This window comes from Leifsonia sp. Root4, from assembly GCF_001425085.1.
Classification (GTDB): domain Bacteria; phylum Actinomycetota; class Actinomycetes; order Actinomycetales; family Microbacteriaceae; genus Microterricola.
Genome location: NZ_LMDN01000004.1, coordinates 333,605 through 353,784, shown reverse-complemented (window position 1 = coordinate 353,784; position 20,180 = coordinate 333,605). Strand labels below are relative to the sequence as shown.

Annotated in this window: 21 protein-coding genes and 1 tRNA gene; 11 read left to right on the top strand and 11 right to left on the bottom strand. The window is 69.9% G+C overall.

The genetic code is table 11. The features are described 5' to 3' along the window. Nucleotides 1-130: 130 nt before the first annotated feature. A tRNA-Leu gene (locus ASC66_RS14975) sits at nucleotides 131-214 on the top strand. A gap of 72 nt (nucleotides 215-286) precedes the next feature. On the opposite strand, the gene ASC66_RS14970 is transcribed toward ASC66_RS14975, so the two are convergent. Next, nucleotides 287-994 carry an esterase/lipase family protein gene (locus tag ASC66_RS14970; RefSeq protein WP_055841240.1) on the bottom strand — a complete coding sequence of 236 codons (708 nt, stop codon included), beginning with the start codon at nucleotides 992-994 and terminating at the stop codon, nucleotides 287-289. Further along, nucleotides 994-1,470, bottom strand: a complete 477-nt coding sequence (locus ASC66_RS14965; protein ID WP_055841237.1) for a MarR family winged helix-turn-helix transcriptional regulator — start codon at nucleotides 1,468-1,470, stop codon at nucleotides 994-996. The genes ASC66_RS14970 and ASC66_RS14965 overlap by 1 nt, the downstream gene beginning before the upstream one ends. An 83-nt stretch (nucleotides 1,471-1,553) precedes the next feature. Between ASC66_RS14965 and ASC66_RS14960 the strand changes: the two genes are divergently transcribed. The 3 genes from ASC66_RS14960 (at nucleotide 1,554) to ASC66_RS14950 (ending at nucleotide 4,000) form a co-directional block, all read left to right on the top strand. After that, nucleotides 1,554-2,171, top strand: coding sequence for an NAD(P)H-dependent oxidoreductase (locus ASC66_RS14960; RefSeq protein WP_055841234.1), 618 nt, complete (start codon nucleotides 1,554-1,556; stop codon nucleotides 2,169-2,171). Nucleotides 2,172-2,234: 63 nt separating this feature from the next. Then, complete coding sequence (locus ASC66_RS14955) at nucleotides 2,235-3,134, top strand: hypothetical protein (protein WP_055841231.1); 900 nt, start codon at nucleotides 2,235-2,237, stop codon at nucleotides 3,132-3,134. Continuing rightward, the gene (locus ASC66_RS14950; protein WP_055841228.1) at nucleotides 3,131-4,000 is read left to right on the top strand and encodes a DUF2510 domain-containing protein; all 870 of its coding nucleotides are present in this window, start codon (nucleotides 3,131-3,133) and stop codon (nucleotides 3,998-4,000) included. Before ASC66_RS14955 ends, ASC66_RS14950 begins: the two co-directional genes overlap by 4 nt. 36 nt (nucleotides 4,001-4,036) lie before the next feature. Here the strand turns inward: ASC66_RS14950 and ASC66_RS14945 are convergent, their stop codons facing one another. Beyond that, the gene (locus ASC66_RS14945; RefSeq protein ID WP_055841225.1) at nucleotides 4,037-4,423 is read right to left on the bottom strand and encodes a DUF1304 domain-containing protein; all 387 of its coding nucleotides are present in this window, start codon (nucleotides 4,421-4,423) and stop codon (nucleotides 4,037-4,039) included. A 134-nt stretch (nucleotides 4,424-4,557) separates the two neighbouring features. Between ASC66_RS14945 and ASC66_RS14940 the strand changes: the two genes are divergently transcribed. Then, entirely contained in the window at nucleotides 4,558-5,133 is a 576-nt protein-coding gene (locus tag ASC66_RS14940; protein ID WP_055841765.1) for a TetR/AcrR family transcriptional regulator, read from the top strand. A 68-nt stretch (nucleotides 5,134-5,201) separates the two neighbouring features. Here ASC66_RS14940 and ASC66_RS14935 read toward each other — a convergent pair whose 3' ends face one another. From ASC66_RS14935 to ASC66_RS14920, 4 genes are all read right to left on the bottom strand, one after another. Next, nucleotides 5,202-6,239 carry a DUF2804 domain-containing protein gene (locus tag ASC66_RS14935; RefSeq protein ID WP_055841222.1) on the bottom strand — a complete coding sequence of 346 codons (1,038 nt, stop codon included), beginning with the start codon at nucleotides 6,237-6,239 and terminating at the stop codon, nucleotides 5,202-5,204. Between the two features lie 33 nt (nucleotides 6,240-6,272). After that, entirely contained in the window at nucleotides 6,273-6,950 is a 678-nt protein-coding gene (locus ASC66_RS14930) for an HAD hydrolase-like protein (RefSeq protein ID WP_055841219.1), read from the bottom strand. A gap of 77 nt (nucleotides 6,951-7,027) precedes the next feature. After that, nucleotides 7,028-7,723 carry an endonuclease NucS gene (gene nucS, locus ASC66_RS14925; RefSeq protein WP_055841218.1) on the bottom strand — a complete coding sequence of 232 codons (696 nt, stop codon included), beginning with the start codon at nucleotides 7,721-7,723 and terminating at the stop codon, nucleotides 7,028-7,030. A gap of 83 nt (nucleotides 7,724-7,806) precedes the next feature. Beyond that, a complete protein-coding gene (locus ASC66_RS14920; RefSeq protein WP_055841215.1) occupies nucleotides 7,807-9,075 on the bottom strand; it encodes an MFS transporter in 1,269 nt (422 codons plus the stop codon). Between the two features lie 165 nt (nucleotides 9,076-9,240). Between ASC66_RS14920 and ASC66_RS14915 the strand changes: the two genes are divergently transcribed. Continuing rightward, nucleotides 9,241-10,308: a LacI family DNA-binding transcriptional regulator gene (locus ASC66_RS14915; protein WP_055841212.1), complete on the top strand. Its 1,068-nt coding sequence runs from the start codon at nucleotides 9,241-9,243 to the stop codon at nucleotides 10,306-10,308. Nucleotides 10,309-10,493: 185 nt separating this feature from the next. Continuing rightward, nucleotides 10,494-11,747 carry an amidohydrolase gene (locus ASC66_RS14910; RefSeq protein ID WP_055841207.1) on the top strand — a complete coding sequence of 418 codons (1,254 nt, stop codon included), beginning with the start codon at nucleotides 10,494-10,496 and terminating at the stop codon, nucleotides 11,745-11,747. On the opposite strand, the gene soxR is transcribed toward ASC66_RS14910, so the two are convergent. Next, nucleotides 11,744-12,208, bottom strand: a complete 465-nt coding sequence (gene soxR, locus ASC66_RS14905; protein ID WP_055841206.1) for a redox-sensitive transcriptional activator SoxR — start codon at nucleotides 12,206-12,208, stop codon at nucleotides 11,744-11,746. The two genes, ASC66_RS14910 and soxR, sit on opposite strands and share 4 nt — an antisense overlap. 91 nt (nucleotides 12,209-12,299) lie before the next feature. On the opposite strand from soxR, the gene ASC66_RS14900 reads away from it, so the two are divergent. Further along, complete coding sequence (locus ASC66_RS14900; RefSeq protein ID WP_055841203.1) at nucleotides 12,300-12,809, top strand: flavin reductase family protein; 510 nt, start codon at nucleotides 12,300-12,302, stop codon at nucleotides 12,807-12,809. 90 nt (nucleotides 12,810-12,899) lie between these two features. Then, the gene (locus ASC66_RS14895) at nucleotides 12,900-13,523 is read left to right on the top strand and encodes a superoxide dismutase (protein WP_055841200.1); all 624 of its coding nucleotides are present in this window, start codon (nucleotides 12,900-12,902) and stop codon (nucleotides 13,521-13,523) included. Nucleotides 13,524-13,532: 9 nt separating this feature from the next. Here the strand turns inward: ASC66_RS14895 and ASC66_RS14890 are convergent, their stop codons facing one another. After that, a complete protein-coding gene (locus ASC66_RS14890) occupies nucleotides 13,533-14,870 on the bottom strand; it encodes an MATE family efflux transporter (protein WP_082492370.1) in 1,338 nt (445 codons plus the stop codon). A gap of 326 nt (nucleotides 14,871-15,196) precedes the next feature. On the opposite strand from ASC66_RS14890, the gene ASC66_RS14885 reads away from it, so the two are divergent. Both ASC66_RS14885 and ASC66_RS14880 read left to right on the top strand, forming a co-directional pair. Next, nucleotides 15,197-16,189 carry an ABC transporter ATP-binding protein gene (locus ASC66_RS14885; RefSeq protein WP_055841184.1) on the top strand — a complete coding sequence of 331 codons (993 nt, stop codon included), beginning with the start codon at nucleotides 15,197-15,199 and terminating at the stop codon, nucleotides 16,187-16,189. Beyond that, a complete protein-coding gene (locus ASC66_RS14880) occupies nucleotides 16,186-17,910 on the top strand; it encodes an ABC transporter permease (RefSeq protein WP_055841181.1) in 1,725 nt (574 codons plus the stop codon). Before ASC66_RS14885 ends, ASC66_RS14880 begins: the two co-directional genes overlap by 4 nt. 246 nt (nucleotides 17,911-18,156) lie before the next feature. Here the strand turns inward: ASC66_RS14880 and ASC66_RS14875 are convergent, their stop codons facing one another. Then, entirely contained in the window at nucleotides 18,157-19,581 is a 1,425-nt protein-coding gene (locus ASC66_RS14875; protein WP_055841179.1) for an FAD-binding oxidoreductase, read from the bottom strand. 209 nt (nucleotides 19,582-19,790) lie between these two features. Beyond that, on the bottom strand, nucleotides 19,791-20,162 hold the full coding sequence (locus ASC66_RS14870; protein WP_055841176.1) for a YccF domain-containing protein: 372 nt from the start codon (nucleotides 20,160-20,162) through the stop codon (nucleotides 19,791-19,793). Nucleotides 20,163-20,180 lie beyond the last annotated feature (18 nt).

The window sequence follows — 20,180 nt, the reverse complement described above, 5'->3', positions numbered from 1 at the left end:
GAGCCGGTCGAAACTCGCCCTTGAGGATGACAGGTCTGTCGGCCGATCGCACCTTTTCAGGCTCTCCGACACTCCCATCGGATCACTCAAATGGTGCTCGTGTCGCGAAGATGCTAATCTCGTCAAGTTCGCGCGAGTGGCGGAATTGGCAGACGCGCTGGCTTCAGGTGCCAGTGCTCGAAAGGGCGTGGGGGTTCAAGTCCCCCCTCGCGCACGCGAATTGAGTTCGTTGCCAAAGGACTCAGACACAGAAGGCCCCCGAGGAATCGGGGGCCTTCTGTGTTTTCTACGGGTTCGATGCGGCGGTCCCTTGGATGGCGCCGATCGCGGTCTCGACGGTGTCGCCAAGCAGCCCGTTGCCGAGCAGCAGGAAGTGACCGTTGATCGGCAGCTCGATGTTCTGCCCGCCTACGATGGCGCTCTTGCCCGGAATGTGCGGATCGAATTCGGCGTAGATCGAGACGATGTTCGTGTTCGCATGCAGCTGGGTGAGCAGTTCCTTGAGCACCTCGTCGTTCGGGGAGAAGGCGCGCAATGTGGATGTCGGCAGATATTGCGCGTAGCTGGAGCCGTTGAACGGCGTCGAGATCGCGACCATGCCGAGGAGACCGGGGTGCTCAGACACCATCAGTTTCTTGCCGATGAGTCCTCCCTTACTGTGCGCAAGCAGCACGAACTCCGTGATGCCGTGCTCGGCGGAGAGCCGTCCGATGGCGGCGGCGACCACCTCCGCAGAGCGCAGCACCGGCATCCGGTTGAATGACAGCTCGGGAATGGCGAAGATGCGGTGGCCACGCTTGTTCAGGCGGGTGGCCAGCGGCTCGAGGAAGAGCCAGGTCTCGTAGACGCCGGGCAGGAGGATGACGGCCGGGAGTTCGGGGTCACCAACACCGAACTGGCGCGGCGGTCGGCGGCGGAAGAGCGAGCGCCACTGCTGCCAGCCCGCGTAGACGTAGTCCAGCCACCACCAGAACGGCCGCAGCAGGCGCTTCATCACGGCCTCGCGTGCTCGCTCTGTGTGGCGAAGAGCGCGAGCGTGGCAATGGCGTCGTCGAGCCGTTGCTGAGAGAGCGTCGGTGCGTGGGCGGCGACGATGGCGCGCCCCCGCTCGACGAGCCGCCGACCGGATGCCGTGAGGCGGACGCTCTTGTCGCGACGCGAGCCCGCCGACACCTCGGCGACGAGGAACCCGGCCTGCGCCGCGGCGTCGACGTGCCGGCTCACGCTGCTCTTGTTCACGCCGAGCAGGGTGGCGATCACCTGCTGATTGAATGCGCAGTCCGGGTCATCGATGGTGCAGAGCAGCGCGTAACGGGTCAGGGGGACGCCGAGCTCCCGTTGCAGCTCGGCGTCGAGGGCAGACTCCATCGCGGCCGCGGTGTGCCGAGCCTGCAGCCAGAGCGCAATCACGCGATCTTCGGCCTCGAGCTCCGCCGCCGGATCACCGATCCTGCCGAGTGTGTCTGCCATGACCTCATTCTAGCGAGTATGGTTGCATGTGCAACTGTTGTTTATGAAACTGATGCGCGAGCGCACCCGATTGAAAGGCCATCATGCACGTTCTCGTTGTCTTCGACCACCCCTACGGCGCGGAAGCGCACGCCAACGTTCCGCACCAGCGCAGTCTCGCCGCGGCCGCCCTCGCCGAGGTGCGCGCCGGGCTCGCCGACGCCGGCCACAGCGTCGATGTCGCCGACCTTGCCGCAGAGGGCTTCGACCCGGTGATGACCGCCGCGGAGCTGCGGGCCTGGCGCACCGGCGGCGAGATGCGCCAGGACGCGACGGCCCTGCAGCAGCGGCTGAGCGCCGCAGACCACCTCGTCTTCGTCTTCCCTGTCTGGTGGATGGCCATGCCGGCGGGCACCAAGGGCTTTCTCGACCGCGTGCTCTCCAAGGGCTTCGCCTTTGATGAGCCACGGCTGGGCGGAGCGCTCCACGGCAGACTGACGCGGCTGCGCGGGGTGAGCGTGGTTTCGGTGATGACGACGGATGACGCCCTCTACCGCTGGTGGTTCGGCCGACCGGCCACCGCGATACTCGGCCGCGGTACCTTCCGGCTCATCGGCATCCGACGCTTCCGGCACCTCTCGATCGGACGCTCGACCCAGCGCGGCGCTGCCGGTCGTGTGCGGGCCCTCGCCGCAGTGCGGCGGCGATTCGCCGCACTCTGAGTGGATGGGCAGTGTCCGGATGCGTTGTCCGCGGTGGCTCCCGGCGCCCGGTACCGTCGAGGTATGAGTGATTCTGTACCGATGCTCGGCCTGCTCCTCGACGTTGACGGCCCGATCGCCAGCCCCGTCACGCGTTCGATCGCGATCGAGTCCGTGACGCGCGACCTCGTGACGCTGGCGGATGCCGGCATCCCGATCGTGTTCAACACGGGCCGTTCCGACGCCTTCCTGCGCGAGGAGGTCGTCGCGCCGCTCGTCGCCGCGGGGCTTCCCGCGCACGCCCGCGTCTTCGCGGTCTGCGAGAAGGGCGCCGTGTGGTTCCCGATCACGCCTGCCGGCGCCGGTGAGATCGAGGTCTCGGGCGAGCTCGCCGTGCCGACCGCATACGGCGAGGCGATCGAGAAGCTCGTCGCCGAGCGTTTCGCCGACTACATGTTCTTCGACCAGACCAAGCGGGCCATGGTCTCGGTCGAGCAGCACAAGCACGTTCAGAGCGCCGACTACCTGCAGCAGCAGAAGGAGTTCGACGCGGCCGCGTTCGCCGAGATGGGGCTGCACGATCTCGGCATCGAGCACAACGGAGTGAACGCGGCGGCATCCGATGGAACCGTCGGATACCGCGTGGACTCCACGATCATCTCCACGGACATTGAGTCGATTCAACTCGGCAAGGATCTCGGGGCGATGCGCGCGATCGAGATGCTGCTGCCCGGCGGCGCCCTCCCCGTGGAGTGGCGCACGGTCGGCGACTCGCGCACCGACTACGCAATGGCCGACTGGCTGCACGAGCAGGGGCATACTGTTGCCCATGTCGATGTGCGCCCGGCCGACGGCGTGCCCGAGAAGCCATACCCGGTGCTCACGGCCGGCGAGCTGATTCATGATGAAGCCGGAGCGGCGTTCCTCGCCCGCTGGGTCGAGATGGTGCGCGGCACAGCCACGCAGGACGGAGACGTGCGATGACCACGAATGGCTTGCCGAGCGCCGGCTGGTACGCCGACCCGCAGGATGCCGCGCAGTTGCGCTGGTGGGATGGCGCCCGGTGGAGTGATCACACCACTCCCGTGCCGCAGCCGGTCGCTCCGGCGGTCCCCGCGGTGGCCGCGGCGATGCCGACGGTGCCGAAGTACGGCGAGATGGCACCAGCCGTTCAGCCGGCCCCTGTTCAGTCAACCGCCGTGCAGCCGGTCGCGGCCCAGCCGTTCGTCGCTCCGTCCTACACGGGCCAGTCATCCGCGGAGCCCTACTCGGCACAGACGCCTGCGCCGTCCTACGCGGCCCAGCCCTACGCTGCCCAGTCGTACACCGGGCAGCAGTATGCGGCGCAGCCATACGGCATGACGATGACGCAGGGTCGGGTGCCGGAGGGCACGCCGACGGCGAACTGGTTGATCTGGGCGTACACGCTGCTTCCGCTGCTGTCGGTGTTCACGCTCTTCGCCTGGGACTTCGAGGGCTTCATGATCGCCTCGGTGACCGACCCGCTCGCAGCCAACTCGATGTTGCTCGACCCCGGCTACCTGCTGCTCAGCGTCGGCAGCTGGGTGATCGCGGCGGCGATGATCGTGCTCGCCGTGCTCGACTGGCGCTGGCTCGGCCAGCAGGGCTACCCGCGGCGCTTCCACTGGGCGTGGGCGATTCTGAGCAATCTGGTCTACGTGATCGGGCGCTCCATTGTCGTCAAGCGCCAGGCCGGCAGGGGTTTCGCCCCGATGTGGGCGACGCTCGCGGTCAGCGTGCTCTCGCTCGTTCTGGTGATCGTCTGGTTCGCGCAGATGATGAACGTGATCATGGCCGTGGTCTCGACGACGCCCGGCATCGTCTCCTAGCGGCAGCAGCAGGGCAGCCTTGGCGGCTGGTGCGCGTCAGCCGAGCAGCGTGATCAGCAACAGGATCAGGCCGATGGCCGGGGCGGCCAGCTGCACGATCGCCGCACGCGCCTTGCGGCGATCCGAGATCAGCAAGACGAGTCCGGCTGCGACCATCGATCCGGCTCCCGCGAACAGGAGGGCGGCTCCGGGCGCGAGCGCGCCGTTTCCGGCCATCGCGATGCCCACGCCGACGGTGATCGCCAGGAACAGGTTGTAGAAGCCCTGGTTGAAGGCGAGGGGCTTGGTCGTCTCGGCATCCGCCTCACTCGTTCCGAAGGTCTTGCGCGTCGATGGCGCCGTCCAGCGCAGGGATTCGAGAACGAAGATGTAGACGTGGATAACGGCCGCGATGCCGAGGAAGACGAGGCTCAGGGCGAGCATGGCTCAACTGCTTTCTGACGGAAGCGGGCGGGATCACCGCCCGGGCGTCGGCTGGTATTATTGTGTACCGATCGGTTCACTATAGAATGGAAACGATCGGTTCGCAACTGTCGATCGTGAACACGGGAGGGCGCATGGGGCGCACACAGGCCTTTGACACCGCGACGGCCGTCGCCGCCGCACGCGATGTCTTCTGGGACAAGGGCTTCGAGGCCGCCTCGCTGGCCGACCTGGAGCAGGCGACCGGGCTCAACCGGTCCAGCCTCTATCGCACCTTCGAGAGCAAGCGCGGGCTCTACGACGCCGCGGTCGCAGACTATCTCGACACCGTCATCGCCCCGCGGCTCGCCCGGCTGCGTGGCGCTGACGACCCCGTGGCCGCGCTGCGTGACTACTGGGCGACGCTGTCGGCGTTCATCACGACGACCCCGGCGAGCTCGCCCCGCCGCGGCTGTCTGTTGCTGAACAGTGCCAGCGGGATCGCCGGGCGGGACGAGCGGCAGCGCGCGGTGGTCGACGACTATCGGGCGGCGCTTCAGCAGACGTTCGAGACGGTGCTGGGGCGGGCGGATGCCGGCGCACCCGCGCACGAGGTCGAGCGGCGCGCCCGGCTCTTCGTCGCGATCACCGCGAGTTCACTCCTGCTCAGCCGGGTGAACCCCCGCGAGGCCGCCGCGCTGATTGAGACGGCGACCGCCGCAGTCGGCTGAGCGGTCCGCGGTCGTCTCGCGGTGGGTGCGCACGCACACCGTCGCGACCGATCACGCGGCCGTTGCGCCTACCAGCGGTTGTGCACGTGCTCGGCCCAGCCGAAGAGGCCGTCGATCCGCAGCGTCGTCCCGTTCTCATCGATCGCGGTGCCCGAGTATGTGCCGAAGCACTGGTGCGTCTCCGAGCCGATCACGAGCATGTTCGTCTGCGAGGAGCGGTCGAACTCCGGCGTGAAGACGAGGTCGAGACATTCGCCGCGGATCCGCCACGGCGCGAGGAAGTCGCCCTGCACGTACTCCCAGTCCAGCTCGTCTCCGTACTTGGTGATGCGCCCGTCGACCGAGAGCGCGTTTTCGGTCGAGCCCGTTCCCGCCGTCCACTTGCCGCCGAGCTGCAGCCCGATCGTGCGTCCGTCGACGATGCCGGATGCCGCTCCCCAGTTCCACGTCATCGAATACGGCCAGCGTCCTCGGCCGTGATCGAGCACCGCCCAGGATTGGCCACGCGGCAGTCGGTGGCTCACGCCGTCGATCGTGATCGTGCCCCCGGCCGGCCGGGCGACGTCCTTGACCGTGTACTGGAACAGGCGGTCGTTCCACGGCACGACGACGCCCATGGCCTCGTGGCCGGGAGGTCGCTCGGCGAGCACGTCGATGGTGACCCGGGGCGAGACGGCGCGCAGTCGGGTGCCGGGGGAGCCGGCATCCGCCCCGCCGAGCTCGTCGATGTCGATGTTCAGATTCTTCGTGCGGGTGCGGGCGGAGCCGGCGCCGAGGGTGCCGGGCAGGGTCGCGCTGCCGCTCAGCGGGCTGATCGCGACGAGGTCGATCTCCTCGCCGCTTCGGCGATCCTTGACCCAGAGCTGGTGCAGGCTCGCGTAGTCGAGGCTTGACACCGTGATGCCGACGATGTGCGTCGGCGTGGTGACCGCCCAGTACTCCCAGCGCTTGTTACGCCCCCAGCCGAAGCCGCCGTGGCCGATGCCGTCGGTGCCGACCAGCGGATGCCGCGCCCAGCCGACCGCCGCGGGGTTCAGGCGGCCGTTCGGCAGGCAGAGCGCGACGGGCGCGGTGAGCTCGCGCTCATGGGTCGTCTGGGTTCGCATCGTCGGGAACTCCGTCGTCGGGGTGGGGCGTGGTCAGCCGAGGAGCTTCTTCGCGAGTTGGTCGGTCGAGTACACGGTACCGATGGCGTCGACGGCCTCGGCGGGGGAGCCGTAGCCCCACTCGACGAGGATCGTGGGAATGCCGTTGGCCGCGGCGCCGACGGCGTCGTAACTGCGGTCGCCGATCATGACGGTGCGGCTGACGTCGACACCCTGCGCGCTGAGGCGACGGATCGCCTCGGCGACGACGTCGGCCTTCGCGCTGCGGCTCTCGTCGTCGGTCGCGCCGCAGATCACGGTGAAGTAGCGGTCGAGGCCGAAGTTCTCGAGGATGCGCACGGCAACGGACTCCGGCTTGCTCGTGGCCAGCGCCAACGGAACGCCGGCAGCGTGGATGCGCTCGAGCAGGCCGGCGACGCCGGGGTAGACCGCGGTGTCGATGGCGGAGCCGTTGTAGTCGGCGCGGTAGGCGTTGATCGCCTCCCAGGCCTGCTCCTCGCTCATGCCGGCGCGCTCACGGAAGGAGTCGAGCAGGGGCGGGCCGACGTATGCCAGCAGTTCTGCGGCATCTGGGACGGGGCGTCCGAGCGTCTCAAAGGTGCGCGCGAGGGATGCTGTGATGCCGGGAGCCGAGTCGGTGATGGTGCCGTCAAGGTCGAAGAGAATGGCGGACCACAGCGCGGTCGCGGTGGTCAAAGTCGGGGTACTCACCGAGCCATCCTAGGTTCCCCGCCTGTGAAACTCCGCTTTCGCTTGGGTTTCGCGCCGGGGTGTCGCCCGGAGTGCACTCAGAACAGGCGGTGGTGGCCGTCGTCGAGGCCGCGCATCGCGTCGTAGTCGAGCACCAGGCAGCGGATGCCGCGGTCCTCGGCCAGGGTGCGTGCCTGCGGCTTGATCTCCTGCGCCGCGAACACCCCGTGCACCGGCGCGAGGTGCGGGTCGCGGTTCATCAGCTCGAGGTAGCGGGTGAGCTGTTCGACGCCGTCGATGTCGCCGCGGCGCTTGAGCTCGACGGCGACGGAGCCGCCCGCGGCATCCTTCGCCAGGATGTCGACCGGCCCGATCGCCGTCATGTACTCGCGCCGCACGAGGGTGTGGCCGTCGCCGAGCAACTCGATCTGCTCGGCCAGGAGCTTCTGCAGGTGGGCCTCGACGCCGTCCTTCTGCAGGCCGGGGTCGATGCCGAGTGGGTGGGCACTGTCGTGCTCGACCTCATAGATACTCACGACGAGCTTGTCCGCCGTCTTCGTGTGCGTCACGGTCCAGAGCTCGGTGATGCCGGCCTCGGCCTGCTCCGCGCTCGGCTCGCCGACCGCGAGGGTGCACGGCGGGCTCATCCAGTTGAGCGGCTTGTAGCTGCCCCCGTCGGAGTGCACGAGCAGGCTGCCGTCGGCCTTGACCATCAGCAGGCGCTTCGCCAGCGGCAGGTGGGCGGCGAGGCGGCCGGCGTAATCGACGGAACAGGTAGCAATGACAAGGCGCACCGTACGAGTTTAGACGCTGGCGGATGCCGCCCCGGCTGTGCGCCGACCGTGCACTGGCTGCATGGGATCCGCTCGGGTTGCCGTTAGTTGGCGGGAATGCGGCGCGACGTCTCGCGGGCCGCCGGAGCGCAGAGCCCGGCGAGCACGAGCAGGCCGAGCAGCACGATCAGGGCGTTCAGGATGCCGAACTGCTGGCCGAGGAAGCCGAGCAGCGGCGGGCCGGCCAGGAACGCGCAGTAGCCGATGATCGCGACGGCGCTCACGCGGGCCGCGGCGTGCTTCTCGTCATCCGCGGCCGCCGACATGCCGACGGGGAAGCCGAGCGCACAGCCGAGCCCCCACAACACGGTGGCGACGATGACGACGGGCAGGCTGCCGCCGCCGAAGATGAACAGCGAGAGGCCGGCGATGCCGAGCGCGGCGCAGACGCGCAACACGGGAACCCGGCTGAAGCGGTCGAGGATTGGGCCGCCGGCGACGCGGGCGACGGTCATCGCGGTCACGAACACACCGAAGACGATGGCGCCCGTCGTGTTGTCGAAGCCGTGGCCGTCGACGACGGCGAGGGCGATCCAGTCGTTTGCTGAGCCCTCGGCGAAGGAGGTGCCGAGCACGATGACGCCGATGAGGAGCAGACGGGTGTCGGCGAAGACGGCGAGGTTCTCGCGGAGGCGGGCGACCCATGGCTGGCGCGGCGCCGCCGTGTGCGGGTCGTCGCCGACCGACTCGCGGATCGGGATGAAGCGCACGGTGATGAACACCGCGACGACGATGAGCAGCGCGATGGCGGCAAGGTGGGCCGCGACCGGCAGGTGCATGGCCGATGCGCCGGCGCCGAGCGCCGCGCCCGCCATGGTTCCGAAGCTGAAGAAGGCGTGCATGAGCGGCATCAGCGTCTTGCCGATCTCACGCTCGGCTGCCGCGCCCTCGACGTTCATCATCACGTCGACGGCGCCGTTGCCGAATCCGAAGATCGCCATGCCGATCACGATCACCGGCAGCACACCGAACACGCTGCTGCCGAGCCCGATGAAGACGAGGCCACCGGCGACGAGGCAGAGGCTGAAGATCATGCCGATGCGCGCACCGAAGCGGGCCAGGATGGCAGCGGAGCAGGTGAGGCCGATGATCGAGCCGACCGACATGCCGAGGATCACGAGACCGACGGTGTCGAGCGAGATCTCCAGATCGTCGCGCACGGCGGGGATGCGGGCGACCCAGCTGGCGACGCTGAGGCCGCTGAGGAAGAAGATCGTGAACACGGCGTTGCGCCAGGCCCCGAGGCCGCGGCGCTGAGTCGCGGGCACGACCGCCGACGGTGTCGTGGTGGATGGTGAGGTCGACTCTGACATGCGTTCCCGATGCTCGGTGGTGGAGGCGGTGTCGTTCGCGCCTGAGATCCATCGTATCGAATCGATTCGATCCGTCTAAACTACCGAGGTGGGCGGAAGCCGGTCAAGCGCGTCTTGCCCGGTGCGGCCACGTCTTGTTGGCACAGAGCGCGGAGGAGCGACGAGATGACGGATGCCGCGGCACCCCATCCCCGGCCGACCCTCGCCGACGTCGCGGCCCACGCCGGCGTCTCGCCGTCGACCGCATCGCTCGCCTTCAGCGGCTCCGGCCCGGTGTCGGAGTCCACACGGGAACGCGTGCTGGAATCTGCACGCCAACTCAACTACGCCGGCCCGGATCCCCGCGCCCAGTCGCTGCGCCGCGGCCGCTCCGGCATCGTCGGCGTCGTGCTCGAGGAGCGGGTGCGCGCGGCCTTCCTCGACCCGGTGAAGATCCAGATGCTCGACGGCATCTCCGACGGCATCGCGTCGATCGGCGCCGGCCTGCTGCTGCTGACCGACACCGGCGACGGTGCCGTGAACGTCGGCAACGCCCCCGTCGACGCGGTCGCGCTGATCGGTTGCAGCCCGCGGCTCGCCCACTCCGTCGCGCAACTGCGCCAGCGCGGCATCCCGATGGTCGCCATCGAGGGGCACGCAGGCGAGGACATCATCGAGATCTCGATCGACAACGAAGATGCAACGCGCCGCGGCGCAGAGCACCTGCGCGCCCTCGGCCACAGCCGGGTCGCGCTGGTGACGCTGCCCCTGGACCCCGACCGTCTCGGCGGGCCCCTCACCCCGGAGCGGGAGGCCGCGAGCACCTCAGCCACGACGAGCGAGCGCATCGCTGGTGCGCGAGCCGTCTTCCCCGAAATCGGGGGAGTGGTTGCGACCGCGAGCGACGTCGAGGCGGGGCGGCTGGCTGCGCTCAGCCTCCTGGCCGACCCCGAGACGCGGCCGACCGCGGTGATCGCCCAGAGTGATCTACTCGCGGCCGGAGTGATCAGGGCGGCGGAGGAACTCGGCCTCAGCGTTCCCGGCGACGTCAGCGTGCTCGGCTTCGACGGCGTGCAGGTCGACGGCCTCGCGCCATACGACCTGACGACCCTCGTGCAGCCGTCAGCGGCCAAGGGGCGCGCGGCCGGCGAGGCGCTGGTGCAGATGCTGGCCGGTGAGCACCCGCACGGTCGCTGCTTCAGCAGCGTGTTCCACCAGGGCAACACCACCGCCGCGCCCCCTCACTCCGACTGAGACCCGGCCGGGACCCGGCCCGGGCTGTGTACCGTCGGCCGGAGATCCGGTCGACACGCCGCCGACGCGACCGCCCGCACCGGCGCGGCGCCCGAAACTCCGGCCGAGCGCACGGCGACCGGGCCGTGACGGGCACACGATCGGCGGTGGCACGAGGGTGAGCTCTGCCCAATAGGCTGACGGGCATGAGCACCGACGCCGCAGCCGCCAGCCCCCTCGACCTCGCCGCGATCTACCGCGATCTGCACGCGAACCCCGAGCTCTCCTTCCAGGAGCACCGCACGGCAGGCATCGTCGCCGAGCGCCTCGGCTCCCTCGGCCTCGCCGTGACCACGGGCATCGGCCAGACCGGCGTCGTCGGCGTGCTCGAGAACGGCGTCGGCAGCACCGTGCTGGTGCGGGCCGACATGGATGGCCTGCCCGTGCTCGAACAGACCGGCCTCGACTACGCCAGCACGGCGCGCGGCACGGATGCCGACGGCAACGACGTCCCGGTCATGCACGCCTGCGGGCACGACGTCCACGTCACCTGTCTGCTCGGAGCGGTCGAGCAGCTCGTCGCCCGGCGCGCGGAGTGGAGCGGAACGCTCGTGGCCGTGTTCCAGCCGGCAGAGGAGTGGGGCGGCGGCGCCCAGGCCATGGTCGACGACCCCCTGTTCGAGCGCATCCCGCGCCCGGACGTGGTGCTCGGCCAGCACGTCGCGCCGTTCCCAGCCGGCTGGGTCGGCGTCCATGCCGGCGTGGCGATGGCTGCGGCCGACTCGATCACCGTGCGCCTGCACGGCGAGGGCGGCCACGGCTCCCGGCCGGAGACCACGATCGACCCCGTTCTCATGGCCGCGTCGCTGACCGTGCGCCTGCAGAGCGTGGTCTCGCGCGAGATCGCACCGAACGATGCCGCCGTGCTGACCGTCGGCCAGCTGCACGCCGGAACCAAGAACAACATCATCCCGTCCGAGGCGAGCCTCGGTCTCAGCGTGCGCACCTTCGACGACGCCGTGCGCGGGAAGGTGATCACCGCGATCGAGAGGATGGCGAAGGCGGAAGCCGCGGCATCCGGCGCCACCCGCGAGCCCGAGATCCTGTTCGAGGAGCACTTCCCGTTGACCGTCAACGACGCGCAGGCGACCGAGCGCACCGCGGCCGCCCTCCGCCGCGCCCTCGGAGAGGATCGCGTGATCGACCCGGGCATGGTCTCCGGCAGCGAAGACGTCGGCGTGCTCGCGAGCGCGGCGGGGGTGCCGCTCGTCTACTGGTTCCTCGGTGGATTCGAGCCGGCCCTCTTCGCCGACTTCATGCGTACGGGGCGGATGCCGGAAGACGTGCCGTCGAATCACTCGCCGCTGTTCGGGCCGGTGATCGAACCGACGCTCTCCACCGGTGTGACCGCGCTGACCGCTGCCGCACTGGAGTGGTTCGGCGGAGGGCCGGTGGCCTAGGCCTCGGCGCCGCCGAGCACGCGCCGGGGCCCCGGGCCGTCGTCGCCGAGCCTGTCGCGGGAATTGACGACGGCGCAGCGCGTCTGCGAGAGGCAGCCGCATCCGATGCAGCCGGTCAGCTCCTCCTGCATGCGCGCCAGAATCGCCTGCTGGCGGGCGAGGTGCTCAGACCACGCAGCCGAGATGCGCGCCCAGTCGGCCCGGGTCGGCGGGTGGTCGCTCGGCAGCGTCGCGAGGAGTTCGGCGACCTCGCCGAGTGTGACCCCGTAGCGCACCGACACCTGGATGAAGGCGATGCGGCGCAGCACGTGCCGCGGGAACTGGCGTGTGTTGCCGGCCGAGCGCACCGCGGGCAGGAGTCCGATCGACTCGTAGTAGCGCACCGTTGACACCGGAACCCCGGCCCGTCGTGCGATCTGCCCGATGGGCAGGAGGTCGGCTGAGGTGGGGGTGTCCGTCACGGCAGGGGCTCCTTGATCTCAAGTTCACTTGAGATGTTAGCGTTGCGAAGGCGCCGGGCGAAACGCTGCGCGGCGCGCGAACAGGAGAACAATGTCAGAGGACCCAGCCGCCGCGATGATCGATCAGTTCAAGGCGGCGTTCCGCCGGCATCCGGCCGGTGTCGCGGTGATCACCGCGGAGGGTCCGAACGGGCCGGTCGGTCTGACCGCATCGAGCGTCTCCTCCGTCTCGGCCGAACCGCCGGTCCTCGTGTTCTCCGTGACGACGACGGCGGGCTCCGCCGGCCAGGTGTTGGCGGCGGCAACGTGCGTCGTGCACCTGCTGCGCTCCGAGAACGTCGACATCGCGCGCTCATTCGCACAGAGCGGTGCGCCGCGCTTCGTCAGCGAACAGGGCTGGACCACCAGGGCGACGGGGGAGCCGCTGCTCCCGGACGCGGCGATGATGCTGCGCTGTCGGATCGCGGACACGGTCGCGGTCGGTGCCTCGACGCTCGTGATCGCCGAGGTGCTCGAGATCGACGAGGGCGTTGACGGCAGCCCGTTGGTCTACCACGACCGAGCGTTCCACGGGCTGCAGCAGCACAGCATCCTGAACTGATCCACCGTGGCCCATCGCTGGCACTCGACCGCGCCGGCCAGAGCGCGTTGACCCACCCACGGGGCGAGCAACACCCATCGAAAGGAAGCAATGTCTCTCTACACACTGCCGGAACTCGGCTACGACTACGCGGCACTCGAGCCGGCCATCAGCGGCCGGATCATGGAGCTGCACCACAGCAAGCACCACCAGGCCTACGTCACGGGCGCCAACACGGCGCTCGCCCAGCTGGCCGAGGCGCGTGACGCCGGCGAGTTCGGCACCGTGAACAAGCTGCAGAAGGATCTCGCCTTCAACCTCGGCGGGCACATCAACCACTCCATCTTCTGGACCAACCTCGCACCGGGTGGCGGCGACCGGCCGGAGGGCGAACTTGCAGCGGCCATCGATGACGCCTTCGGATCCTTCGAGAAGTTCCAGGCGCACTTCACGGCGACCGCGCTCGGCGTGCAGGGCTCCGGCTGGGCGATCCTCGCCTGGGACATCCTCGGCGCGCAGCCCATCATCGTGCAGCTCTACGACCAGCAGGGCAATCTGCCGGCCGGGCTCATCCCGCTGCTCATGCTCGACGTCTGGGAGCATGCGTACTACCTCGACTACCAGAACGTGCGGGCGAGCTACGTGAACGCCTTCTGGAGCATCGTCGACTGGCAGAACGTCGCCGCGCGCTTCGAGCGTGCCCGAGACAACACGAGCGGGCTGATCACGCTCTAGCGGCCGCGGTCAGGCACGCGTCGTGCCGACCACCATCCAGCGATCACCCCGGGCGCGCAGCCCGAGGGTGATCGCCCTGGCCCCCAGGTAGCCGAGCGCGAATGCCGCCATCAGCCAGGCGAGCCCTGCGGCGTCCGGGGCGGCCCACGCACCGACCGCGAGGGCGAGCGGCACGAAGGCGGCGAAGTTCAGGATGCCGGTGAGCGCGAGGTAGCGGGCGTCGCCCGCGCCGATCAGCACGCCGTCGAGCACGAAGACGAGTCCGCCGAGCGGAACCGAGAGGCCGAGCACGAGCAGCGCGGGCGGCAGCAGCGCGGCGACATCCGGGTCACTCGTGAAGAGCCAGCCGAGCACGCCGGCGGCGCTCATCACGAGCAGGCCGATCAGCGCACCCCCGCCGATTCCCCACTGCAGGCAACGGGCGAGCACGGCGCGCACGCTCGCGACGTCGCCGCCGCCGAGGCCCTTGCCGACGAGCGCCTGGGCGGCGATCGCGAGGGCGTCGAGGGCGAAGGCGATCGTGGCGAACAGCGTCATCGCGATCTGGAATGCCGCGAGCGGTGCCGAACCCAGCCCGGTCGCCACGAAGACGGCGAGCAGCATCGCGGCGCGCAGGCTCACCGTGCGCAGGAACAGCCAGCCGCCAGACGTCGCACCGCCGAGCACACCGGCGTGGTGGGGCAACAGGCCGGCCCCGACGCGGCGGGCGTGCCCGGCCACGACGACGAGGTAGACGGCGACCATGCCCCACTGCGCGAGCACGGTTCCGATGGCGGAGCCGGCGATGCCGAGGCCGAGCACGTAGATGAACAGGTAGTTGAGCGCGATATTCACCGCGAAGCCGATCCCGGCCACGTAGAGCGGGGTGCGGGTGTCCTGCAGCCCACGCAGCAGGCCGGTCGCGGCGAAGACGAGCAGCATCGCCGGCAGGCCGAACATCGAGATGCCGAGGTAGATCACGGCCTGCTCGGTCACGGCGGCCTCCGCGCCGAACAAGCCGGCCAGCCAGGGCGCGGCGAACCAGCCGCCGATGGCCAGCAGCACGCCGAGGCCGGTGGCCAACCAGATGCCGTCGATGCCGGATGCCACGGCACCGCGTTCGTCGCCGGCGCCGAGTCGGCGCGCCACGGCAGGGGTGGTGCTGTAGGCGAGGAAGACCATCAGGCCGATGATCGTCTGCAGCACGGCGCTGGCGATGCCGAGCCCGGCCAGCGGAATCGCGCCGAGGTGACCGATCATGGCGGAGTCGGCCAGCAGGAACAGCGGTTCGGCGATCAACGCACCGAGCGCGGGTACCGCGAGGCGCAGGATCTCGCGATCGATGGGGCGGCGGCGGAAGACGTTGATGGCTCAAGCCTAGCGATGGCCGTTGGTGCAGCAGCCCCGGCGGATCCGCTCAGGGCTTCGCGAGCATGCCTCCTCGTTCCTCGTCGGCTCGTTCGCTCGAGTCTGCGTGCATCCACACGCCGGCGTGCGTCCCGGCGTCGGCGTGTTCGTGCATCCCACGTTCGCTCGAGCCAGCGTGCTTCCACACGCCGCGTCCCGCGCTGGCTAGAGGGAGCAGCCGAGGAACGAGGCAGCCCCCGAAGCCCTGAATCGACCCGAAACGACGCGCCGTTAGGAAACCGTGAGAAATCACGCACGTGGCGCCGCATCGGCGTAGCGTCACGACCATGAGCACGGTGATTGAAACACGGGGCTTGCAGAAGCACTTCGGCCGGGTGGTTGCGCTCGACGGGCTCGACCTCAGCGTCGCCCGCGGCGAGGTGCACGGCTTCCTCGGCCCCAATGGTGCGGGCAAGTCCACGACCATCCGGGTGCTGCTCGGTCTGATGCGCGCGACGGGTGGCTCGGCATCCGTCTTCGGCAGGGATCCCTGGGCGGATGCCGCGGCGCTCCATGCCCGCATTGCCTACGTTCCGGGCGATGTGAGCCTCTGGCCGAACCTCGCCGGCGGCGAGGCGATCGATCTGCTCACCCGGCTGCGCGGCGGCGACGCCGACAAACGCGCATACGCGAGCAGGCGGGCCGCGCTGATCGAAGCGTTCCAGTTCGACCCGAGCAAGAGGGCCCGCACCTACTCCAAGGGCAACAGGCAGAAGGTCGCCCTCATCGCAGCCCTGGCCACACCGGCGGAGCTGTACATCTTCGACGAGCCGACATCCGGCCTCGACCCGCTGATGGAGGCGGTGTTCCGCGAGCAGATCGGGCAGCGGGTCCACGAGGGGACGAGCGTGCTGCTGAGCAGCCACATCCTCAGCGAGGTTGAGCACCTCTGCGACCGGGTGAGCATCATCCGCGCGGGCAGAACCGTCGAGAGCGGAACGCTCGCCGCCCTCCGCCACCTCACCCGCACAGAGGTGTCCTTCGCGGCGGAGGCGCCGGGCGGCGGCGAGTTCGTCGATGCTCAGCTCGCGATGATCCCCGGCGCCCACGATCTGCTGCGCGATGCCGCCCGCGTGCGCTTCACCGTCGACAGCGACGAGATGCCCGCCGTGCTCGCTGCGCTCTCCGCGCTGCGGGTGAGCGGGCTCACGGTGAACCCGCCGTCGCTCGAGGAGCTGTTCCTCCGCCACTACGGTGGGCAGTCGGATGCCGCGACGCCCGCCCAGCAGCCACTCGCCGACGCCCCGACGAGCGGATCGCGGGGGGAGGCCGGGCGATGACCGCCACGCTCGCGCCGACGACGGTGCGCGTACCGGCCGAGGCGCACACCCCGCGCACGCTGCTGCCGCTCCTCCACCAGCGCTTCCGCCGCGACCGCGTGCAGCTGCTGGCCTGGATCGCCGGATTCGCCCTGCTCGCCGTCGTCGGCAACTCCGCGATCGAGAGCACCTACGGAACCGAGTCGCAGCGCGTCGAGGTGCTCAGGCTCGCGGGGCAGACCCCCGCCGTGTTGATGCTGCGCGGCACCCCGCAGGGCCCGGCCGCCGACGCCTTCCAGTACTTCCTCCTCTTCGCCTTCCTCGGTGTGCTGATCGGGCTCATGTCGACATTCCTCGCCGTGCGGCACAGTCGCGCAGAGGAGGAGTCCGGTCGCGCCGAGCTCATCGGGGCGACTCCGGCCGGGCGCAGCACGCCGCTCGTCGCGACGGTGATCGAGGGCACCGTGCTCTGCGCCACAATCGGCGTCATCTCGGCGCTCGGCTACCTCCTGGGCGGTGCCGACCCGGAGGGGAGCTGGCTCGCAGGCGGGGCGCTCGCCGTCACCGGAATCGCCTTCCTCGGAGTCGGGCTGTTCTCCGCACAACTCATGCGCACCTCGCGCGGGGCGAACGGGCTGGCCGCGGCCGTCGTGACGCTCTCCTATGTGCTGCGCGGGCTGGGGGATGCCACCGGAACCGTGCAGGCCGACGGTGTGAGCATGACCGCCGGGTGGCTCAGCTGGCTGAGCCCGATCGGCTGGGGTCAGGCCGTCGCCCCATTCTCGCCGCAGACCGGGCAACTGCTCTGGCCACTCGCCCCCGGGCTGGCACTCGGCGCGGTGCTCGTGCTGGCCTCGCTCTGGATGCAGGCGCACCGCGACGTCGACTCGAGCGTGATTCCCGAGCGGGCGGGCCGGCTGACCGCCCCGCGCTCGCTCAGCGGACCGCTCGGGCTGAGCTGGGGCCTGCAGCGCAACGCCGTGATCGGTTGGATGGTGGCCGGAGGCATCTTCGGCCTGCTGATCGGCGCGCTGGGCGAGACGATGCTGAAGCTCGTTCAGGCAGGTGACAGCGGGGCGGAGGGCGTGACCGAGACGCTCGGCAACACGCTCTCCACCCTGGCCGGGCCGGGCGCCGAGGGCTCATTCATCGATCTGTTCACGGCCGCCATGTTCAGCCTCGTCGGCATCATCGCCGCCGTCGGCACCGTTCAGGCGATGGTGCGGGCCAGGCAGGTCGAGGCATCCGGAACCGCGGAGATCGTGCTCGCCGCTCCCGTCACTCGGCTGCGCTGGTTCGGCGGCTACCTGGCGGTCGGGGTGTTCACGGCGCTGCTCGTGCTCGGCGCGGCCGTGCTCGGTGCGGTGCTCGGCCTCACCCGCTCTGCCGGTCTCGGCGATCGCGCGGCCTCTGTCGCGCTCGCCGGGCTGGCCCAGCTGCCGGCCGTGCTGCTCCTGCTGGCCATCGTTGCGTTGGTGTTCGCGGTGTTGCCGCGCACCACGATCTGGCTCGCCTGGGTCGTGCTGCTGCTGGCGATCGCGATCGGGCAGTTCGGTGGGCTGCTCGGCCTGCCGGATGCCGTGCGCGACGCGTCACCGTTCGCACACACGCCCATCGTCACGGCAGCGACCGCGGCAACTGTCGACTGGAGCGCGGCCTGGGTCATGCTCGGGTTCGCGCTCGTGCTGTCGGCGCTCGCCGCTGTGCTCGTGCGGCGTCGGGATCTCGCGCTCGGCGGCTGAAGCGCCACCCGCGTGTGCTCCATCTCACGGCGGCCGAGGGAGGAGCGATCGAAGCCCCGAGCCCTCTCGTGATCGGGGTGCTCAGGGCTTCGGCCGCTGGCGCTCCCTCAGCCGACGTGGGTGGCTGGGCGTCCGCGGCGGGCGTCCGTTCGGGGACAGCGCGATGGGAGGAGGGAATCTGCGATTCCATCCTCCCCATCGGCTCTTCTCCGCCGCTTCGGGTACGGCCGAGAAAGCGGGGTGCGCTCAGTCGAGCGGGTGGGCAGAGCGGATCGTGTTGTTCGGGTCGTAGCTGCGCTTCGCCGCACGCAGGCGGGCCAGCGTGTCGGTGCGGTAGAGCCGCTCCGGCGCGGCGCTCACCTCCCGGAAGTTGATGTAGTCGGTGGCGCTCCGCCACGGCGCGACGGCCTCGAGCACCGCCTGCGTCGCCGAGCGCACGGCCACAGCCGCCTCCGCAGTCGGCGTGATGCCGACGGCGTAGAGCAGGTAGCGCCCCGGCAGGGAGTTGACCGCGCCGCCGTCCGCCGCCGGAACGGCGAGCTGCCCGCCGACGTGACGGATGTCGATGGCCAACAGGGGTGTCGCGGCATCAGGGCCGGCCAACTCGAGCACCGCATCGATGGCCGCACGGGGCAGCTCGTCGAGGGTGATGCCGTCGCCGACGCCGGGCACGGGGCCGGGAGGGTCCATGTGGATCTCGCCGAGGCGACTCGCCGGCATGACGCCGAAGGTGTCGATCGCGGCGCCGAGCGCGCGCAGCGGGGCGAGCAACGCTGCGGCCTCGGCGGAGCGCTCAGGCCCAGATCCGTCGCCCTGTTCGATCGCGATCGCGCCGTCGATCACGGCGAAGCTCTGGCCACGCAAGAACTCCGGCAGCTCGGGCAGCGGCGGCAGGCGCAGCAGCCGGAAGCAGCTCGTGGCGCTGTCGTCGAGATCCCGGGTCCACAGCTCCCAGGCGCTGAACACCTCCTCTGCGCGCTCCAGCGGGAACATCAGCATGCCGGCGTAGACATCGCGCACGGCGAAGACGCGGAAGGTGATCGCCGTGACGATGCCGTAGTTGCCGCCGCCACCGCGGAGTGCGTAGAACAGCTCGCTCTCCTCCGTGGCCGACGCGCGCAGCATGCGCCCGCCGCCCGAGACGACCTCGATCGTCGTCACGTGCGAGGTCGCCAGGCCGAGGCTCCGCCCGAACCAGCTGACACCGCCCCCGAGCAGGTAGCCGGCGACTCCGACATCCGGGGCCGATCCGGCCAGGGCGATCAGCCCGTGCTCGGCGAGAGCGGCGGTGACGTCGCCCCAGAGCACGCCGGAGCCGACGCGGACGGTGAGCGCCGTGGCGTCGACCTCGATGCTGGAGAGCGCGGTCGTGCGCACGAGGATGCTGTCGGCCAGATCGCCGAGCGGGCCGGCGAGGTGCCCGGTGCCCTGGGCGACGGCGCGGAGCCCGTGCTCGTTGGCGAAGAGCAGCGTTGCGCGCACATCGGCTGCGCTGCTCGGCGCGACGACGGCGTCTGGACGCTGGTCGGCGCTGAGGTTCCAGGCCTGCCTGGCGGTGTCCCACTCGGCGTCGATCGGCGTGGTGATGGTGCCGTCGATGCGCGCGGCGAGGGCGGCGAAGGCCTCAGGGGCAAGCGGCGCGGCGACTGGGGAAGATTCTGCGATGGTCATGGCGACTTTCTTCTCGGGATGCGGCGCGACCGAAGTGCTGCGGCCCTCGTCGCAGGTATGCGGGAGGCGGGGCGGGAGAGCCCTCAACCGATGCGATGCGTGGCAACAGGCCGACGCAACGAGAAGAAACGTTATGAGGCTCCGACGGCGCAGTCGTCGGGGCTTGCCCTGAACTCGCGCCCGGGACTGCCGCCGACTCCGATGTCGACTCAGATGTCGACGATCTCCTTACCGAGGGGAGCGAGCGAGACGGGAACCATCTTGAAGTTGGCGATGCCGAACGGGATGCCGATGATCGTGATGCAGAGCGCGATGCCAGAGAGGATGTGGCCGATGGCCAGCCAGATACCGGCGACGATGACCCACACGACGTTGCCGAGGAACGACCAGACGCCGGAGGTTGGCTTGTTGACGACGGTCTTGCCGAACGGCCAGAGCGCGTACAGCCCGATGCGGAATGAGGCGATGCCCCACGGGATCGTCACGATCAGGATGCAGCAGATGATGCCGGCCGCCATGTACCCGAGGAACAGCCAGAAGCCACTGAGCACGAGCCAGATGATGTTGAGCAGCGTCTTCATAGTGCTCTCAGTGAAGCA

What these genes read in the sequence shown, in the direction of transcription:
- ASC66_RS14970 (WP_055841240.1), bottom strand. Translation starts at nt 994, where the DNA reads ATGAAGCGCCTGCTGCGGCCGTTCTGGTGGTGGCTGGACTACGTCTAC.
- ASC66_RS14900 (WP_055841203.1), top strand. Translation starts at nt 12,300, where the DNA reads ATGTCAGAGGACCCAGCCGCCGCGATGATCGATCAGTTCAAGGCGGCG.
- ASC66_RS14940 (WP_055841765.1), top strand. Translation starts at nt 4,558, where the DNA reads ATGGGGCGCACACAGGCCTTTGACACCGCGACGGCCGTCGCCGCCGCA.
- ASC66_RS14880 (WP_055841181.1), top strand. Translation starts at nt 16,186, where the DNA reads ATGACCGCCACGCTCGCGCCGACGACGGTGCGCGTACCGGCCGAGGCG.
- ASC66_RS14875 (WP_055841179.1), bottom strand. Translation starts at nt 19,581, where the DNA reads ATGACCATCGCAGAATCTTCCCCAGTCGCCGCGCCGCTTGCCCCTGAG.
- ASC66_RS14950 (WP_055841228.1), top strand. Translation starts at nt 3,131, where the DNA reads ATGACCACGAATGGCTTGCCGAGCGCCGGCTGGTACGCCGACCCGCAG.
- ASC66_RS14885 (WP_055841184.1), top strand. Translation starts at nt 15,197, where the DNA reads ATGAGCACGGTGATTGAAACACGGGGCTTGCAGAAGCACTTCGGCCGG.
- ASC66_RS14960 (WP_055841234.1), top strand. Translation starts at nt 1,554, where the DNA reads ATGCACGTTCTCGTTGTCTTCGACCACCCCTACGGCGCGGAAGCGCAC.
- ASC66_RS14920 (WP_055841215.1), bottom strand. Translation starts at nt 9,075, where the DNA reads ATGTCAGAGTCGACCTCACCATCCACCACGACACCGTCGGCGGTCGTG.
- ASC66_RS14910 (WP_055841207.1), top strand. Translation starts at nt 10,494, where the DNA reads ATGAGCACCGACGCCGCAGCCGCCAGCCCCCTCGACCTCGCCGCGATC.
- ASC66_RS14965 (WP_055841237.1), bottom strand. Translation starts at nt 1,470, where the DNA reads ATGGCAGACACACTCGGCAGGATCGGTGATCCGGCGGCGGAGCTCGAG.
- ASC66_RS14870 (WP_055841176.1), bottom strand. Translation starts at nt 20,162, where the DNA reads ATGAAGACGCTGCTCAACATCATCTGGCTCGTGCTCAGTGGCTTCTGG.
- ASC66_RS14935 (WP_055841222.1), bottom strand. Translation starts at nt 6,239, where the DNA reads ATGCGAACCCAGACGACCCATGAGCGCGAGCTCACCGCGCCCGTCGCG.
- ASC66_RS14895 (WP_055841200.1), top strand. Translation starts at nt 12,900, where the DNA reads ATGTCTCTCTACACACTGCCGGAACTCGGCTACGACTACGCGGCACTC.
- ASC66_RS14915 (WP_055841212.1), top strand. Translation starts at nt 9,241, where the DNA reads ATGACGGATGCCGCGGCACCCCATCCCCGGCCGACCCTCGCCGACGTC.
- ASC66_RS14955 (WP_055841231.1), top strand. Translation starts at nt 2,235, where the DNA reads ATGAGTGATTCTGTACCGATGCTCGGCCTGCTCCTCGACGTTGACGGC.
- ASC66_RS14945 (WP_055841225.1), bottom strand. Translation starts at nt 4,423, where the DNA reads ATGCTCGCCCTGAGCCTCGTCTTCCTCGGCATCGCGGCCGTTATCCAC.